General features: G+C 73.1%; 5 protein-coding genes. All 5 read left to right on the top strand.

What is annotated here, in order from left to right; all coding sequences use genetic code 11:
* Positions 1-23 precede the first annotated feature (23 nt).
* From NWFMUON74_RS17885 to NWFMUON74_RS17860, 5 genes are read left to right on the top strand one after another with little or no spacing between them, the layout of a single operon-like run.
* Positions 24-1,049 (top strand): HAD-IIIC family phosphatase, encoded by a 1,026-nt coding sequence (locus tag NWFMUON74_RS17885; RefSeq protein WP_187683019.1) that lies wholly within the window; start codon positions 24-26, stop codon positions 1,047-1,049.
* Positions 1,046-2,875 (top strand): non-ribosomal peptide synthetase, encoded by a 1,830-nt coding sequence (locus NWFMUON74_RS17880; RefSeq protein ID WP_187683018.1) that lies wholly within the window; start codon positions 1,046-1,048, stop codon positions 2,873-2,875. Before NWFMUON74_RS17885 ends, NWFMUON74_RS17880 begins: the two co-directional genes overlap by 4 nt.
* A 7-nt stretch (positions 2,876-2,882) precedes the next feature.
* A complete protein-coding gene (locus tag NWFMUON74_RS36135) occupies positions 2,883-7,478 on the top strand; it encodes a condensation domain-containing protein (protein WP_232110421.1) in 4,596 nt (1,531 codons plus the stop codon).
* Between the two features lie 38 nt (positions 7,479-7,516).
* Positions 7,517-8,428, top strand: coding sequence for a 3-hydroxyacyl-CoA dehydrogenase family protein (locus NWFMUON74_RS17865; protein ID WP_187683017.1), 912 nt, complete (start codon positions 7,517-7,519; stop codon positions 8,426-8,428).
* Positions 8,415-19,100: a non-ribosomal peptide synthetase gene (locus NWFMUON74_RS17860; RefSeq protein ID WP_187683016.1), complete on the top strand. Its 10,686-nt coding sequence runs from the start codon at positions 8,415-8,417 to the stop codon at positions 19,098-19,100. Before NWFMUON74_RS17865 ends, NWFMUON74_RS17860 begins: the two co-directional genes overlap by 14 nt.
* Positions 19,101-19,121: the final 21 nt, after the last annotated feature.

The raw sequence follows: 19,121 nt of genomic DNA, 5'->3' as shown, positions 1-19,121 counted from the left end.
CGCGGCCGCGGAAGGCGGGAGCGATGACGGCCACGGTGAAATGCCTGGTCTGGGATCTCGACGATACGGTGTGGCCCGGCGTCGTACTGGAGGCCGACGGCGGCGAGCCGAAACCCGAGGCGCTGCGGGCGATCCGGGTCCTCGACGAGCGCGGCATACTGCACGCCGTCGCCAGCCGCGGCGACACCGCGGCGGCCACCGCGCACCTGCGCCGGCACGGCCTCGAGGACATGTTCTCGGCGGTCGAGGTGGGCTGGGGACCGAAGTCGGAGGCGATCCGCCGCATCGCCGAATCGCTGAACATCGGCCACGAGTCGATGGCGTTCGTCGACAACGATCCCGTCGAACTGGCGGAGGTGGCGAGCGCGTATCCGGAGGTCCGGTGCTACCCGGCCGACCGCATCGCCGAGCTGCCGCAGCTGCGGGAATTCATGCCCGCGGCGATCTCGCCGGAAGCGCGGCACCGCCGGTCGTACTACCGCGCCGAGCACGCGCGCCGGGTCGGCCAGGCCGAATTCACCGGCTCCGACAGCGCTTTCCTCGCCTCGCTCGGGCTGGTCATGACGGTGCGCCCGGCCTCGGAGGAGGACCTGGTGCGCGCCCACGAACTGACCGTGCGCACCCATCAGCTCAACACCACCGGCGTCACCTTCGACATCGATGAACTGCGCGCGATGTGCGCCTCGCCGCGCCACGAGGTGCTGGTGGCCTCGCTGCGGGACCGGTTCGGCGGCTACGGCACCATCGGGCTCGCGGTCTCGGAGCTGCGCGGCGGGGATTCGGTGCTGCGGCTGCTGCTCATGTCCTGCCGGGTGATGTCGCGCGGGGTGGGCACGGCGCTCATTCGCGAAGTAGTGCGGCGCGCCCAGGAGGCCGGTCGCCGTCCCGCCGCGGAATTCGTTGCCACGCCGGTCAATCGGGTGATGCTCGTGACCCTGCGGTTCGCCGGTTTCGAGGTGGTCGAGTCCGCGGGCGACCGCATCCTGCTCGCCTGCGCGGCCGCGCCCGAGGAGATCGGCGGCGCCGGACATGTCGAGGTGGTTCGATGACCGACCTGCTGGAGGGCGTGCTGCGCCAAGCCGGGCGGGTGCCCGGCCGCACCGCCCTGATCGTCGGTGACCGGTCGCTCACCTTCGGCGAACTCGGCACGGCCACAGCGCTTCTCGCGCGCCGCCTGGTCGCCGCGGGCGTGCGGCCCGGGCAGACGGTCATGGTGCTGCAGCGGCAGAGCCTGGACACGCTGATCGGGATGATCGCGGCGCTGCGCGCGGGCGCGGCCTGGTGTGTCGTCGAGCCGGGCCGCCCGGCGGCCACGCTGCGTGCCGTGGTGGACGCCGCGACGTGCACCGCGGTCGTCGTCGACGGGCGCGACCCCTTCACCCTGCCCGGCGAGGTCGCGGCGCTGCTGGCCGGAACCACCACCGCGCCCGTGGTGCTCGACCTCGGCGACGACGCGGAACCGCCGGATGTGGCGCTGCCACCGCCGCCGCCCGCGCGGGCGCCCGCGTACGTGATCACCACCTCCGGCTCGACGGGTGAGCCGAAGGCGGTCGTGGTGTCGCGGGCCAACCTGGCCGCCATGATCGGCTCGCGGCCGTTCGAGCACACCGACGGCGCGCTCGTCACCTTCGCGGCCATGCGGCTGATCTGGGACGGCTCCCTCGCGGCGCTCGCCTGGGCGCTGGTGGTGGGCGGCACGAGCGTGCTGCCCGACGCCCGGATGCTCCCCGATGTCGACGCGGTCGCCGAACTCGCTGCCCGCCACGGTGTTTCGCATTTCGTGGCGACGCCCTCGTACTACCGGCTGCTGCTGCCGCGCCTGGCGGGGCTGCGGCCGACGCTGCGGATGGTCACCCTCTGCGGGGAGCCGGTCTCCGCGCGGCTGGTCGAGCAGCATCACGCGATGCTGCCCGGGGCCCGGCTGCACAACGAGTACGGGCCCACCGAGGCGACCGTCACCTGCGTCTGCCACCTCGTCCCGCAGACGCCCCGGCGCGTGGTGCCGATCGGGACGCCGACCGACGGCACCACGGCCCACGTCCTCGACGGCCGGTTGCGGCCCGCACGGCACGGCACCCGTGGCGAGCTGTATCTCGGGGGCGCGCAGATCGCCGACGGATACGCGGCCCGCCCCGGCCAGACCGCCACCCGGTTCGTGGCCGACCCGTTCTCGCCGGAGCCGGGCGGTCGCATCTACCGCACCGGCGATCTGGCGCGCGTGGACGCCAACGGCGACATCGAATTCCACGGCCGCGCCGACAGTCAGGTGAAGGTGCGCGGGGTGCGGGTCGAGCGCGGCGCCGTCGAGGCCGTGCTGGAAGGACATCCGGCGGTGCGCGAGACCGTCGTGCTGGACGCGGTCGACGCCGACGGCGCGGTGTACCTGGCCGCCTTCTGGATACCGGCCGACGGCGCCGCGCCGTCGATCGCCGCGTTGACCGAATACTGTGCCGAACACCTCGCGCCGGAATCGGTTCCGGAACGGTTCGTGCGGATCGACGCCCTGCCGATCGCGGCGGGCAGCAGCAAACTCGACGAGGCGGCGCTGCGGGCGCTGCTGAGCGCGCCGCTCGAGCACCGGCCCGCGCCGTCCCGGGAGCAGTGGACCGACAACGAACGGGCGGTGGGCGAGATCTGGTCCGAGGTGCTCGTCCACGACGAATTCGACCGCGACGACCGGTTCTTCGATGTCGGCGGCAACTCCCATCGCGTGGTGGCGCTGCATCTGCGCCTCGAGGCCCGGTGGCCGGGCGCGATCTCGGTGGGCATGCTGTTCGACCTCGACACCGTGGCCGCGCAGGCGGGAGCGCTGACGCCGGACGCCCCCGCCGACTCCGAGCCGGCACGAACCGTGCCGCTGGCCTTCGAGGTATGAGGACGCCGTGACCGTGTATACCGCAAGCGACGACGACATCGCGATCGTCGGAATGGGTGTTCGTTTCCCCGACGCGCCGACCCTGGCCGAGTTCCGCGCGAACCTCGACGCCGGGCGCGACTCGATCGCCCCCATGCCCGAGGCCCGCGCGGTGGCGACCGCACTGGACCGCTCCGCGCGCTATCTGCCGATGGGCCACCTGGCCGACATCCACACCTTCGACTACGCCTTCTTCGAGCTGTCCAAACGCGAAGCGTCGCTGATGGATCCGCAGCAGCGCATCGCACTGGAGCTGGCGCACCAGGCGATCGAGGACGCCGGGTACGCGGCGGCGACGCTGCGGGAGGCCACCACCGCCGTGGTGTTCAGCGCGCCGATGCCCTCCTACCACGCCATGGCGGTCGACCCCGGGCCGCTGAGTATGCTGGGCAATCTGCCCTTCGGCACCACGGCGCGCATCGCGCATCTGCTGGGGCTGACCGGGCCGTGCTACGCGATCGACAGTGGCTGCAACGCCTCGCTCATCGCCGTTCACCACGCCTGCCGCGAATTGCGGAGCGGTGACGCGGACTACGCGCTCGCGGGCGGGGTCAGCGTGCGCGCCAACGGTTCTCCGGAGTGGGCCGCGCGGACCATGACGGAGATCGCCTCGCCCAGCGGCGTCTGCCGGGCCTTCGACGCCGACGCCGACGGCACGGTGCCCGGCGAGGGCGGCGCGGCGCTGCTGCTGACCACGCTGGGCCGCGCCCGGGCCGACCGCGCGCCCGTGTACGCGGTGATCCGGGGGAGCGCGGTGCTGCACAACGGGCACGCGTCGGCGACCATCAGCACGCCGAGCGCGGCCGCGCAGGCCCGGGTGATCACCACGGCCTGGCGGCGCGCGGGGATCGACCCGCGCGCGGCCGGCTACGTGGAGGCGCACGGCTCGGCGACGCGCCTGGGCGACGCGGTCGAACTCGAGGGCCTGCGCACCGTGTTCGGCGAACGGCCGCGGCCGCTGCCGATCGGATCGGTCAAGACCAATATCGGCCACCTCGACCATGCCGCCGGGATCGCCGGGCTGGTCAAGGCCACGCTGGCCGTCGCCGAGGGCCGGCTGTACCCGTCGTTGCACTTCGAGCGCCCGACCGGCGATCTGGACCTGCCCGCGGCCGGGCTCGAGGTGGTCACCCGCGCGCGGCCGTGGGCCGACGGCGAGCCGCGCCTGGCGGGCGTCAGCTCCTACAGCCTCGGCGGCGCGAACGCGCACTGCGTGGTGCAGCAGGCCCCCGGCGCCCCGGTCACCACCCCGCCCGCCGAATCCGCCCCCCGGCTGCTCGCGGTGTCGGCACGGACACCGGCCGCGCTCGCCGAGTCCTGCCGCGACCTGGCGGCGGCGCTGCGCGACGGCACGTTCTCGCTTCCCGACGTCGCCTTCACCCTGGCGCGCGGCCGCACCCACTTCCCGCACCGCGTCGCGGTCCGCGCCACCGACATCGAGTCGGCCGCCGCCGAATTGTCCAGGCGCGCAACGAATATCCCCCCGGATCAACCCCGACCGACCACACCCCGAGTAGCCCTGCTCCTCTCACCCGGCGCGACCCCATCCGGAATCGCCCCGGCCACATCGCCCACGGAACAGCCCACGCTCACCATGACAAGTTCGGTCGTGCCGCCCGCCGATACGCCAGCGGCCGGCGCGGCCGTCCCGACCGTCCCGCCTGCCGAGCTCTCCGCCTCGAGCGCGGCCGTCCCGACCGTCCCGCCTGCCGAGCTCTCCGCCTCCAGGGCGGCCGGCCCGAGCGTCCCGCCTGCCGAGTTCTCCGCCTCCAGTGTGGGCAGCCCGGTTCTGCCGCCTGCCGAGAATCCCGCTGCCGGTGCGGGGAGCTCGGCTGTACTGCCTGCCGAATTGCCTGCCGAGGGCGAGGTGGGGGCGGTGCTCGCGGGACAGATCGCGGTGCACGATCGGTTGCGGGACTGTGGTCTTTCGTTCGCGGCCGTTCTGAGTGGGGGAGCGTCGAAGTTCGCGGCGCGGTACCTGCTCGGTTCGGCGGTGGCGGCCGATGCGGGCGAGATCGCGGCCGCTGCGGCGGCGCCCGCGGTGGACCGGTCGAGGCTGCGCGCGGCGGCGGAGACGCTGTTGCGGGAGGGGCCGGTCGTGTTCGTCGATCCGAGCGCCGACGGCCTGCTGGGCCGCTACCTCGCGGAGGACCTGGCCGGGCATCCCGACGCGGAAATCGTTGTCGGCGGGGAGGATTCGGGCGAGCCACTCGGCATTCTCGGACGGCTCTACGAGCTCGGCGCGGACCTCGACTGGACACGGGTCGATCCCGGTGACGGCCGCCGCGTGCGGCTCCCCGGCCATCCGCTGCACGGTACGCGGTGCTGGGTGGAACTGCCCACGGCCGCGCGGCCCGCCGCGCCCACCACCGACCCCGCCGCGCCGTCGACCCCGGCCGCCCCCGCGGACCCGGACGAATGGCTGCGCGCCGAGCTGCGCGAACTGCTGCACTCGGAGACCGAAATCGCCTCGGAGGACGATTATTTCGACCTGGGCGGCAATTCGATCATCGCCGTGCAGCTGGTCGAACGGGTCGCCGAGACCTACGGGTTCCGGCCCAAGCTGCTCGACGTCTACGAGCGCCCGAAGGTCGCCGACTTCGCCGCCCTGCTGCGCGACGGCGCCGCACCGGCGGCCGCCGCGCACGCCGCGGCGCTGCCGCCGATCACCCGCACCGACGAGCTGGTCATGTCGTCGGGGCAGGAACGCATGTGGTTCCACCACCAGCTCGTGCCCGACACCACGCTCTACAACTACCCGGTGGTTAACACGCTGCGCGGGCCGGTCGACGTGGCGGCCGTCCGGGGCACCTTCGAGGATTTCGCCGAACGGCACGAGCCGCTGCGCTACAACCTCGTCGAGGTCGACGGCAAGCCCGCCGTGCGGGTGCGGTCCTCGCTCGGTGACTTCTTCCGCGTCGTGGACGTCTCCGGCACACCCGACCCCATCGCCGCCGCGCGCGAACTGATCCGCGACGCCACCCAGACGCCGTTCGATCTGGCCCGTGACCCGCTGGTGCGGGTGCTGCTGGTGACGCTGGCGCCCGACGAGCACGTGCTGCAGGTGACCTGCCACCACTGCGTCACCGACGGCGCCACCCCCGGCATCCTGGCCCGCGAGATCCCCGAGCTGTACGCCGCGCGCCGGGCGGGCCGCGCCGCCGCGCTCGCCCCGCTGCCGGTGCGCTACCGCGACTACGCGGCCTGGCACCGCGAGCTGACCGAGTCCGGCGCGCTCGACCACGAGTTGCGGTACTGGGTGCACCTGCTGCGCGACGCGCCGAAGTTGCGCCTGCCCACCGACTTCCCCCGCCCGCCCCGCAAGACGTTCGTCGGCGACCTGGAGCCGTTCACGGTCCCGGCCGAGCTGCTGGCGCGGTCGCGCGCGGTGGCGAAGCGGGAAGCGGTGTCGCTGTTCGTGGTGCTGCTGTCGGCGCTGTACCTGCTGCTGGCGCGGCGCAGCGGGCAGCGTGACCTCGTGATCGGCACCCCGACCACCGGCCGCACCCGCCGCGAGATCGAAGGGCTCGTGGGCTTCTTCAACAGCACCGTCGCCCTGCGCGCCAACCTGTCCGGTCCCGCGACGGTCGCCGACCTGCTGGAGCGGGTGCGGGCCATCGTGCTGGGCGCGCTCGAGCATCAGGAGATCCCGTTCGAGCGGGTGGTGAACGCCCTGGGCGACCAGCGCGACCTGTCCCGCACCCCGCTGTTCGACGTGCTGTACGTCCACCAGGAACTGCCCGGGATGGGCAATCCGCTCGGCCCCGGCGCGACCGAGGTCTTCGACCTGGATCATTCGATACAGAACGCGTTCGGCGGATTGCCCGCCGGGACAGCCAAATTCGACCTCAGCCTGATCACCTACGACCGCAGCGACGAGTACGACATGCTGGCCTGCTTCGAGTACAGCACCGAGCTGTTCACCCGCCAGACCGCCGCCGGTTTCGCCGCCGCCTACCTCGAGACCCTCGCGGAACTGGTGGAATCGGCTCCCGGCCGATCCATCGACGAACTCGTCGTGATTGCCACGGCGGTACCGGAGACAATTGCGGTGCTGGATATTCCGACCGATCGGCCGCGCACCGGCAGCACGGCCGGGTACACCCCGGCGACCGTCCGGGAACGGCTGGACTCCACTCCCGGCGACGCGGCGGTGCTCGGCGCCTGGAGCGCACTGCTGGCCTGGTACTCCGGGTCCGACGAGGTCACGGTGGGACTCGCGGCGGGCACGGCGCGCCTGGACCTCGCCGACGAACCGGACGGCGCCGAACTTCTCGCCCGGACCGCCACGGCGCTGTCCACGGCCGCGGGCGCCGACGGCGACCGCCCGCTACGGTATCGCGCCGCCTGGTCGGCGACGACGGAGCTGGCACTGGACCTGCGGTCCGGCGACGACGGCGACATCATCGAACTGACCTACGCCGCCGAGCTTTTCGACGACACCACCGCGCGCGACATGCTCGGCGATCTCCTCCGGGTACTGCGCGGGCTCGCTGAGACACCCGGCGACCCCGTACCGGAGATCACGCTGCGCTGCCTCGCGGGAGCCGAGGCGACCCGGTGAGCGGGGGCGCAAACCCGGTGCGCGGCAACGACAGTGCGATGAGCGAAGACGAGGCAGGCACGGTGACCGACAATGGAGACGCCCCGGCCCCCGGGGACGCGAACAGCATCCGGATCGTCGCGGTGATCGGCGCGGGCACCATGGGCACCGGCCTCGCGCAGTGCCTGGCGCAGGCCGGATACCGGGTCGAGGTGGTCGAGCCCGACGACGCCACCACCGAACGCGCCCGCCGCGGCCTGTCCGACGCGGTGCGCCTGGCACTGCTGCTGGGGCGCGGCGACCGCCGCACCGCCACCGGCACCGCCGGACGGGTGCGGTGGCTGCGGCGGATCGACGAACTCGGCGAGATCGACTTCGTCATCGAATGCGCCACCGAGCGAATCGCGCTGAAGGAGAAGCTGTTCGGCGAACTGGACCGGCACTGCCGCGCGGACGCCGTCTTCGCGTCGTGCACCTCCGCCATCCCGATCGCGCGTCTGGCCGCCGCGACCCGGCGGCCCGACCGTGTGCTGGGCCTGCACTTCATGAACCCCGCGCCGTTGACGACCGCGGTGGAGGTCGTGCGCGGCGAGCGGACCGCGCCGTCCGCGCTGGCGCGTGCCATCGGCCTGGTGACGGCGCTGGGCAAGGAGGCGATCGTCGTCGGCGACCGCCCCGGCTTCGTGCTGAACCGGGTCCTGATGCTGTCCATCGCCGAGGCCGCCGCCACCCTGGATACCGGCACGGACGCCGAGACCGTCGACGCGCTGTTCGAACAGTGCCTCGGGCATCGGATGGGCCCGCTGCGCACCGCCGACCTCATCGGCCTGGACAACGTCGCCGACACCATCGAGGTGCTGCGGCAGGAGACCGGCGAGCCGCACTACCGGGTGCCGCCCGCACTCGCCGCCCTGGTGGACGCCGGGCATTTCGGCCGCAAGACGGGACGGGGCTTCCATGACTATCGCTGAGAGCGCCGACGCGTGGGTGCCCGGTGATACGCAGCGCGCGGCGCTCGCGGCGCGCGATGGCGGTGTCGAGCTGTATCTCGAGCTCGGCACGATGGACCCGGAGGCGCTGCGGAGCGCCATCGAGGCCGTGGTGGCCGAATGCCCGGTGCTGCACAGCGTGTTTCGCGTCGAGGACACCGGCGTGCCGCGGGTCCGCGAGACCGCGCCCGCCCCGGTCGGCGCACTCGTCGCCGACGGCCCGGACCCGGACCGGTTCGTGTCGGCGTGGATCGCCGAAGAGCGTTCGCGCGCAATGGATATCGCCCGCGGTCCGCTGCACCGGCAGGTGGTGATCCGGTTCGCCGACGGCCGCGTGGGCTGGTATCAGCGCTATCACCACCTGGTCAACGACGAACCGGGCGCGCTCGCGATCGTCGCCCGCGTGCGCGAGGTACTGGAGGGCGTGCGTACGGACCCGCCGCCGACCGCACCGTTCGGCGCGACCGCCGACCGGCTGGACGGTGAGCGCCGCTATCGCGAATCCGGCGCCTGGGCGCCCGATCGCGCATTCTGGGAGCAGTCCCTCGCCGATGCCGCCCGGCCCGCACCCCTGCCCGCCGCGCTGCCCGGCCCGGCCGGCTCGGGTGAATTGTGGTCCGAGGTGACGGCGTCGGCCGACCTCACCAGGATCGCGCGGTCCTGCGGCGGCGGCGCGGCGGCCGTGATCGGGGCGGCGCTGGCGGTCTACGCGACGCGCTCGACCTCGACCGACGAGTACGTGATCGGCGTGTCGGACGGGGAAAACCCTGTGCCGCTGCGCATTCCGGTGTCGCCGCACGCGAATTTCGACAGCATCGCCAAACAGGCCGGGCTGGCACTGCGCCGGGCCCGGCGCCACCGCTACCTGCCGGACATCGACGAACCCTGGCCCGGCGCGCCGGTGCACGGGCAGTGGCCGCTCGCGGTGCGCGTCCTCGGCGGCGGGGCGGTGCGGCAGCTGAGCGGGTCCCCGGTGACCGCGTCCTTCGGCCGGGGCCACGGGTTCACCGTGTGTGTGGACGACCGCGCCGCCAGCGGCTGGCAGCTCGCCGTCGCCACCGCGCACCCGACCCACCGGCACGCCTTCACGCGGCTGCTCGACCGCCTCGCCCGTAACCCGCGCACGCCGGTCGGACGCATCGGCTCGGCCGGGCCCGACGACATGGAACCCCTCGCGGGCCCGCGCACGCCGGTCGGACCTATCGGCTCGGCCGGATCCGGCGACATCGAGCACCTGGCGGGATCGCGCGCCCGCCTCGCCGACCTGCTACCTACGACGCTGGCAGACCTGCTGGCGCAACAGGTTTCCCGCACACCGGATTCGGTCGCGCTGGTCGCCTCCACCCGCACTGTGTCCTATGCGGACCTGCACGCCGCCTCGAATCGCCTGGCGCGCATTCTGATTCGCCTCGGTGCGGGCCCGGAGCGACTGGTGGCCGTAGCAATGGACCCGTCCATCGAACAGATCGTCGCGGTGCACGCGGTCCTGGCCAGCGGGGCCGCCTATGTTCCCCTCGACCCCACCCACCCCCGCAACCGACACGCCCACCAACTCGCCATCACCCGCCCGATATGCATCCTCACCACCCGCCGCGACCGATTCGACCCACCGCCCGGCCCACCGGTACTCAGCATCGACGGGTTGGGCCTGCCCAGCAGCTCACCCACCCCAACCGACGAGGCTGACCGGCTCGCCCCACCGCCCGAAAGCACGGTGCGCCCCGACGCATTCGATCTGCCCGCTGGTTCGTCCGCCCTCGCCGCTGCCGGCGACCGGTTCGCCCCGTCGTCCGAAAGCACACTGCGCCTCGACGCACTCGGTCTGCCCGCTGGTTCGCCCGCCCTCGCCGCTGCCGGCGACCGGCTCCGCCCGTCGTCCGACAGCATGGTGCTTCACCTCGACCTGTCCGGTGAGTCGGCCACCCCGGTGACCGATGCCGAGCGGATCGCGCCGCTGCGGCCGGAGAATCTGGCGTATGTGCTGTTCACTTCGGGGTCGACGGGGCGGCCCAAGGGCGTCGGCGTGCCGCACGCCGCCGTATGCGCGCACCTCGCGTGGATGCAGCACGTGCACGGGCTCGACGGCACCGACGTGGTGCTGCGCAAGACCGCGCTGTCGTTCGACGTGTCGGCGTGGGAAGTGCTGTGGCCGTTCGTATCCGGGGCCAGGGTCGTGGTCGGCGCGTCCGGCGCGTACCGCGAGCCCCTCGAGCTTGCGCGCGCGGTCGCCGAGAACGACGTCACCACGGTGCAATTCACGCCGTCGACGTTCGTCGCGCACCGGCGCGCGGTGGCCGAGCCCTTGCCGCCGAGCGTGCGCCGCGTGCTCGTCGCCGGTGAGGCGCTGACATCCGCTGTCGGCCGGGACCTTTCCGCCGCCGCGCCGGACGCCCGGCTCGACAACCTCTACGGCCCGACGGAGGCGACCGTCGCCGTCACCCGCCACGAGATCGGCGGCGACCACCGCGGCGCGATCCCCATCGGCGCACCGGGCGGGGACACCCGCGCGTACGTGCTCGACTCCTGTCTGCATCCTGTCGCGGCGGGCCTGCCCGGCGAACTCTACCTCGGTGGCACGGCCCTCGCCCGCGGCTACGCCGAGCATCCCGGCCCGACCGCCGGACGGTTCGTCGCCGACCCGTTCGGCACGCCCGGCGGGCGGCTGTACCGGACGGGCGACATCGTGCGCTCGACCGGGCACGGCGAGCTGGAATACCTGGGCCGCACCGACTTCCAAGTGAAACTGCGCGGCATTCGCATCGAGCTCGGCGAGATCGAGGCGGTCCTGGCCGAACAGGAACAGGTCGACCGCGCGGTCGTCGTCGTGCGCGCCACGGCGGGCTCCGAGCGCCTGGTCGCCTATGTCACGGCCGCGGCCGGGCACCACCTCGATCCCGAGGCGCTGGAACGGCGGCTGCGCGAGACCCTGCCGGGACACCTGGTGCCGTCGCGGATCGTCGTGCTCGACGAGTTCCCGTTGAACCGGTCCGGCAAGGTGGACCGGGCCGCACTGCCCGAACCGGCCGCCGAGCCGGTGGCCTTCCGGGCGCCCGGCACCGCGACCGAACGCACTCTGGCCGGTGTGTTCGCCGAGGTGCTCGGCCGCGACACCGTCGGCGTCGACGAATCCTTCTTCGCCCTCGGCGGCGACAGCATCATGTCGATTCTGCTGGTGTCACGCGCACGCTCGCGCGGCATCGCGGTGACCGCACAGCAGGTGTACGAACACCGCACCGTCGCCCGGCTCGCCGCCGTCGCCGCGGTCGCGGACGGGGACGCGCCCCGGCTCGCGGAACCGCCCGGCGGCGGCGTGGGCGACCTGCCGCTCACCCCGGTGATCCGGTTCCTGGTCGAGCGCGGCAGCGACTTCGGCCGCTTCTGCCAGTCGCTCACCCTGGAGCTGCCCGACGGGATCGACCGCGCCGCAATGGTTTCCACCATCACCGCGGTCGTGGACCAGCACGACATGCTGCGATCGCGGCTGTACCGCGACGCCACGGGGGAGTGGCGGCTGACCGTCGCCCCGCCCGGCAGCGTCGACGTCGACACGCTCATCGATCATGTCGTCCACGACGACCTCACCGGCGCGGAGCTGACGGCGTTCGCCACGGCCGAGCTGAACGCCGCGGTCGACCGGATCGACCCGGCGACCGGCGCGGTGCTGCGTTTCGTCTGGCTGACGCCGAGATCCACGCGGTCGCCGGGCCTGCTGATCGTCGCCGCGCACCACATCGCCGTCGACGGCGTGTCCTGGCGAGTACTGCTGCCCGACTTCGTCGCCGCGTGGGCGGCCGTGTCGGCGGGCGCCGCCCCCGTGCTGCCCGCCGTCGGCACCTCCATGCGGGCGTGGGCGCACGCCCTGGTCGAGGCTGCGCGCGATGACGACCGGAGCGCCGAATTGCCGGTCTGGCGAAGCATTGTCGAGGGCCCCGCCCCGGCCTTCGGCGACCGCCCGTTCGATCCGAGCCGGGACCTCGCCGCGAACGTGGCGCACACCGCGATCGAACTCGACGAACGCGACACCGCCGCGCTGCTCACCGCGATACCCGGCCGCTACCGGGCCCGCGTCGCCGACGCGCTGCTGACCGCGCTCGCGCTGGCGGTCGTCCGCTGGCGGTCGCGGCGCGGTATCGGCGAACGATCGGTGCTGCTGCGGCTGGAAGGCCACGGCCGCGAACAGGACGCGGTGCCGGGCGCCGACCTGTCCCGCACCGTCGGCTGGTTCACCTCGATCGTGCCCGCCCGGCTCGACCTCACCGGCGTGGATCTCGACGACGCCTTCGCCGGCGGCCCGGCCGTGGGCGACGCGCTGCGCGCCGTCAAGGAACAGCTGCGGGCCGTACCGCACAACGGTTTCGGATACGGCCTGCTCCGATACCTGAACGAGGAGACGGCCGCGAGGCTGCCGCGCGAGGAGCCGGGCGAGATCTCGTTCAACTATTTCGGGCACATCACCGGCGTCGACATTCCGGCCGAGCTGTCGGGTCTCGGCTGGCTGCCCTCGCCCGAATTCGGGACGCTGCCGATCCGGCCCGACGCGCGGCGGGGCGCGCTGGGCGCGGTCGAGGTGGACTCGATCGTGCTCGGCGACCGGCTTCGCACCAGCATCGGCTACGCGCGCACGCTGTTCGACGAGGCGGCGGGCGGCGAGCTGATCGGGTTGTGGCGCGAGGCGCTGGTGGCCGTCGCGCGGCACGCCCGCGACCCCCGGACCCGCGGCGGGCACACCCCCTCGGACTTCCCGCTCGTCACCGTCACTCAGGGCGATATCGAGACCTGGGAGCGGCGCTACCCCGCCCTGACCGAGGTGTGGCCGGTGTCGCCGTTGCAGGCGGGCATGATGTTCCACGCGCTGTTCGACCCCCGCGCGGTGGACGTCCACACCGTGCAACTGGTACTGACCCTGGACGGGACCGTCGACGCCGACCGACTGCGATCGGCCGCTGCCGCGGTGCTCAAGCGGCACCCGAACCTGCGCACCGCCTTCACCGTCGACGCCTCCGGTGCGCCGGTCCAACTCGTGCTCGCCGACGCCGTATTGCCATGGCGCGAACTGGATCTGGTCGAGTCGCCGGACGGTGCGCACGAACGTGTCCTCGACGCCGAACGGGCCACGCCGTTCGATCTCGCGCGACCGCCGCTGCTCCGGTTCCTGCTGGCCCGCCTCGGCGGTGGCCGCACCCAGCTGGTCGTCACCTATCACCATCTGCTGCTCGACGGCTGGTCCATCCCGCTGCTGCTGCGAGAACTCGTCGCCGGTTACGCCGGCGCCGTGCTCGACCCGCCGCGACCCTACCGCCATTATGTCGAATGGCTTGCCCGCCATGATGTTACGGACTCCGTGCGCGCCTGGGCGGACGCGCTGTCGGGAGTGTCCGAGCCGACACTGCTGGCGGGGGACGCACGGGCGCGCACCGCGTCGGTGCTGCCCTCCGAACACGAGTACGTGGTGGACGCGGCGCGGACACAACGGCTTTCGCGGCTGGCGGCCGAACTCGAGATCACCATGAACACGCTGCTGCAGGCCGCGTGGGCGATCCTGCTGGCCCGGCTGACCGACCGGACGGACATCGTGTTCGGCACCACCGTCTCGGGCCGACCGGCCGAGTTGGCGGATGTGGAATCCATGGTCGGGTTGTTCATCAACACCGTCCCGGTCCGGGTGCGGACCGAGCCGGGCGAGCCGGTGCGCGCACTGCTGCGCCGTATCCAGCGCGAACAGTTCGAGCTGGCGCCGCACCAGCATGTCGGGCTGCCCGACATCCTCGCCACCGTGCCCGGCCGCGCCGCCGGCGAGCGTGGGCTGTTCGACACCCTCCTGGTCGTCGAGTCCTACCCGTTCGATGCGGCGCGGTTGCGCGCGAATGCCGCGACCAGCGCCGGACTCGGCATCGCCGGGCTGCGTTCCCGCGAGGCGACCCACTACGCGCTGACGCTCACCGCCCGGCAGTCCGACCGGCTGCATCTGCTGACGAGCCGGCGGCCGGACCTGCTCGCGGAATCGACCGCCGCCCGGCTGGGTGAGCGGCTGGAGCGGATACTGCTCGCGATCGCCGCGAACCCCGATGCGGCCGTGGCGGATCTGGACCCGCTCGGCGCGCACGAGCGGCAGCTGCTGGAGAGCTGGCAGCGGCCCGCGCGGCCGGTGCCCGCCACCACGCTCGCCGCCCTGTTCGAGACGCAGGCCGCCGCGCGCCCGGACGCCGTCGCCGTGCGACACGGCTCCCGCACGCTGACCTACCGTGACCTGGACCGGGCCTCCGCGGCGCTGTCGCGGGTACTGGCCGTGGCGGGAGTCGGCGCGGAATCTCTGGTCGCCGTGGGTATCTCGCGTTCCGCCGAGTTGATCGTGGCGATCCTGGGGGTATTGCGGGCAGGAGCGGCTTACGTGCCGCTCGATCTCGCCAACCCGGCGCGGCGCCTGGAATTCGTTCTGGCGGAGACGAATCCGGCTGCCGTGGTGACGACGACAGCCGACCGCGCCGCGCTGCCGGAGGGTGACCGGCCGATCCTGCTTCTCGACAACCTCGGCGAGGCAACAGATGCCGCGTGTGCCGTGCCGAATCCGGACAACGTCGCCTACGTGCTCTACACCTCCGGCTCCACCGGCCGCCCGAAGGGCGTATCCGTCACGCACCGCAATGTGGTCGCGATGCTCACCGCCACCCGAGCCCTGCTCGACATCGGGCCCACCGACGTGTGGACGATGTTCCACTCCCACGCCTTCGACTTCTCGGTATGGGAGATGTGGGGCGCACTCGCCTCCGGCGGCACCCTCGTCGTGGTGGACCACGGCCGCACCCGCTCCCCGGCGGAATTCGGCGAACTGCTCGAACGCGAACGCGTCACGGTGCTCAGCCAGACTCCGTCCGCGTTCTACACCTTGCTCGGCCAGGAGGCGACCGGGTCCGCGCTGCGGCACGTCGTGCTCGGCGGCGAGGCCCTGGACCTGCGCAGGCTGCGAGCGTGGTACGACGCCCGGCCCGCGAACGGACCGCGGCTGTCGAACCTCTACGGCATCACCGAGGCGACGGTGCACGCCACGCACCTGGCGGTGGACCCGGCGACCGCCGGCGCGGCGCGGGGCAGTCTCGTCGGCCGTGGCCTGCCGGGAACGACTGTGCGGGTGTTGGATTCGCGTCTGCGCCCCGCTCCGGTCGGTGCGCCGGGCGAGATCTACCTCGCCGGAGATCAGCTGGCGCGCGGCTACCACGCGCGCCCGGCGGCCACCGCGTCCCGCTACGTGGCCGACCCCTTCGGCGCGCCCGGCACGCGGCTGTACCGCACCGGCGACCTGGCCCGCTGGACCGCCGACGGTCAGCTCGAATACCTCGGACGCGGCGACGACCAGGTGAAGGTCCGCGGTTACCGGATCGAACCGGCCGAGATCGAGGCCGCGCTGCTCGAGCACGACGCGGTGGCGCAGGCCGCCGTCGTCGCTCGGGCCGGGGCCGGGGTATCGCGACTGGTCGCCTACGTGGTGTCCGACGAGCTGGCCCCGGGTGTCCTGGACGACCATGTGGCGCAACGGCTTCCGGAGTACATGCGGCCAGCGGCCATCGTGCCGCTCGACGCGCTGCCGTTGACCGCCCACGGCAAACTGGACTGGGCGGCCCTGCCCGATCCGGTCTTCCGCCCGCGCTCGGCGCAGGCGCCCCGCACACCGGCCGAGCGGGTGGTGGCGGACGTGTTCGCCGAGGTCCTCGGCATCGACCGGCCCGGCCCCGACGACTCCTTCTTCGCACTCGGCGGCGACAGCATCACCTCGATCCAGCTCGCCACCCGCGCACGAGCGGCGGGGCTGCACCTCACCCCCAGGGAGATCTTCGAACACCGTACGGTGGCCGGAATCGCCGCCGCGGCACGGACATCGGCGGACGAACCGGCGGCGCGGCTGGCGGAGCTGCCCGGTGGCGGCGTCGGCGAACTCCCGCTCCCGCCCGCCGTCCGCTGGCTGACCGAACGCGGCGGCAGCTTCCGCCGCGTCAACCAGAGCCTCACCATCGAACTGCCGGCGGGCATCGGCCACGACACCCTGGTCGCCGCTGTCACCGCGCTCATCGACCGCCACGACATGCTGCGTAGCCGGTTGTCTCGCGACGGGGCGGGCGAGTGGCGGCTCAACACCGCGCCGCCGGGCACGATCGCTGCCGCGGAGCTGGTGCGGGTGTGCGAGATCACCGAGCACACAGCCGAATCCGTTGCCGCGGCGGAATTCGACGCCGCGCTCGACCGCCTCGACCCGGCGGCGGGTGTCGTGGTGCGGTTCGTGCGGTTGGTGTCCGGTGACCCCGGCGTCCCGGATCGGCTGATCATCTGCGCGCACCACATCGCGGTGGACGGCGTCTCGTGGCGAATCCTGATTCCCGACTTCTTCACCGCCCTGGCAGCGGTCACCGAAGGCGCGGTACCGCAATGGGATCCGCCGGGCACCTCGATGCGGCGATGGGCGCACGCGCTGGTCGACGCGGCCCACGCACCCGACCGCATCGCCGAACTCGGCCTGTGGCGGCGCCTGTGCGCCACCCCGGATCCGCTGCTCGGGCACCGTCCGCTCGACCCGGACGTGGATGTCGCGGCACGGACGTCGACGGTGGCGGTCACGGTGGACGATGCCGTGACCGACACCCTGACCCGGGTCGTGCCCGGCCTGTTCCACGCCGGTGTCGACGAGATCCTGGTCTGCGGCCTGGCCGTGGCGCTGACCCGCTGGCGCGCGCGACGCGGCGTGCACGCACCGGTGACGCTGCTGCGACTGGAGGGCCACGGCCGCGAGGAACAGCTCGCGCCGGGCGCGGACCTGTCCCGCACGGTCGGGTGGTGCACCTCCCTCTATCCGGTGCGACTGGACCTCACCGGCTTCGATGTCGAGGCCGCGCACGCCGGTTCCGACGCGGCCGGGGCGGTGCTCAAGGCGGTCAAGGAGCAGCTGCGCGCCATCCCCGACCACGGCATCGGCTACGGGCTGCTGCGCTACCTGAACCCCGACACCGCGGAACAACTGCCGGGACCGATGCCCGGCCAGGTCGCCTTCAACTATCTGGGCCGAGTCGACGACCGTGGCGCCGGAGTACTCGCGGCCCCGACCGGCGCCGCGGACCCCGACCTGCCCGCCGCCGCCACCCTCGACGTGAACGCGATCATCACCGGCACTCGGCTGCACGCCGGATTCACCTATCCGGCAACGCTTCTCGACGCGGCGGATGTCTCGGAGCTGGCCGACCTGTGGGTGACCGCGCTCGGCGCGCTCGCCGCACACGCCGGTACCCCGCACGCGGGCGGGCACACCCCCTCCGATTTCCCCCTGACCCCGGTGGCCGGCGCCGACATCATCCGATGGGAGCGCGACTACGGCCGCCTGACCGATGTCTGGCCGCCCGCGCCGCTGCAGGCGGGCCTGTACTTCCACGCGGTCCTGGCCGACCCGGCGCGCACCGGCCACGGCGCGATCGACGTCTACAACGTGCAGGCCATCCTGCGGATCGGCGGGCCGGTGGACCGCGACCGGCTCCGCCGCGCGGCGTACGAGATGCTCCGGCGGTACCCGAATCTGCGCGCGGCCTTCGTCCCCGACAGTTCCGGCGCGCCCCGGCAGGTGGTGCCCGAAACGGTCGAGTTGCCTTGGTACGAAACGGAACCGGCCACCGAGGCCGACCTCGCCGAACTCGTGGCCGGGGAACGCGCCCGCCGCTTCGACCTCGCCGCACCGCCGCTGCTGCGGTTCACCCTCGCCCGCGTCGCCGGTGCGGACCATGTGCTGATCGCGACCTACCACCACATCCTGCTCGACGGCTGGTCGGTGCCGCTGGTGCTGCGAGATCTGCTGGCGCTCTACGCCTCCGATGATCCGCTGCCGCCCCCGGGGGCGTCGTTCCGCTCCTATCTCGCGTGGAACCACCACCGCGACTCGGCCGCGTCCGCCGCGGCCTGGCGGCGGGCACTGGACGGCGTGACCGCACCGACGCTGATCGCGCCCGCCGCGCGCGGCCGCACACTCACCGGCACCGCCGAATACCGATGGGCCCTCGACCCCGGCGCCACGGCCGCGCTCACCGCGACCGCGGCCGACCTCGGTGTCACGGTCAACACCATGGTGCAAGCCGCCTGGGCGGTCCTGGTGGGCCGCCGCTGCGATCGCACGGATGTGGTGTTCGGCGCCACCGTGTCCGGCCGCCCCGCCGAGCTGCCCGGCGTCGAATCCATCGTCGGCCTGTGCATCAACACCGTGCCCGTGCGAGTGCGGTTCGACCCCGGTCTGCCGATGGCGACGCTGGTCTGCGCCGTGCAGGCCGAACAGGCGGACCTGATCGAGCACCACCATCTCGGCCTGACCGACATCCACGCCGCCGCCGGGCAACGAGACCTGCTGTTCGACACGGTGCTCGTCTACGAGTCGTACCCGATCGACACCGCGGGCCTCGCCGCGGCCGCCGCCACCCTCAACGGCGGCACCGGCACCCGCATCGAACTACACGACGCCACTCACTACCCGCTGACGCTCACCATCGACCCGAGTGCCGCCCTCCGCATCCGATTCGGTTATCTGCCAGAGGTTTTCGACGAACGACAGATCGCCGCGATCGGCGCGGACCTGCGCGCCCTGCTCACCGCCCTCGCCCGCGACCCGCGCACCGCCGTCGAGGCACTGCCGTGACAATTCGCCGGCCCGGGAGCG

The sequence above is a fragment of the Nocardia wallacei genome, from assembly GCF_014466955.1.
Classification (GTDB): domain Bacteria; phylum Actinomycetota; class Actinomycetes; order Mycobacteriales; family Mycobacteriaceae; genus Nocardia; species Nocardia wallacei.
The sequence above is the reverse complement of the archived record's forward strand: the minus strand, read 5'-3'. Positions and strand labels throughout refer to the sequence as shown.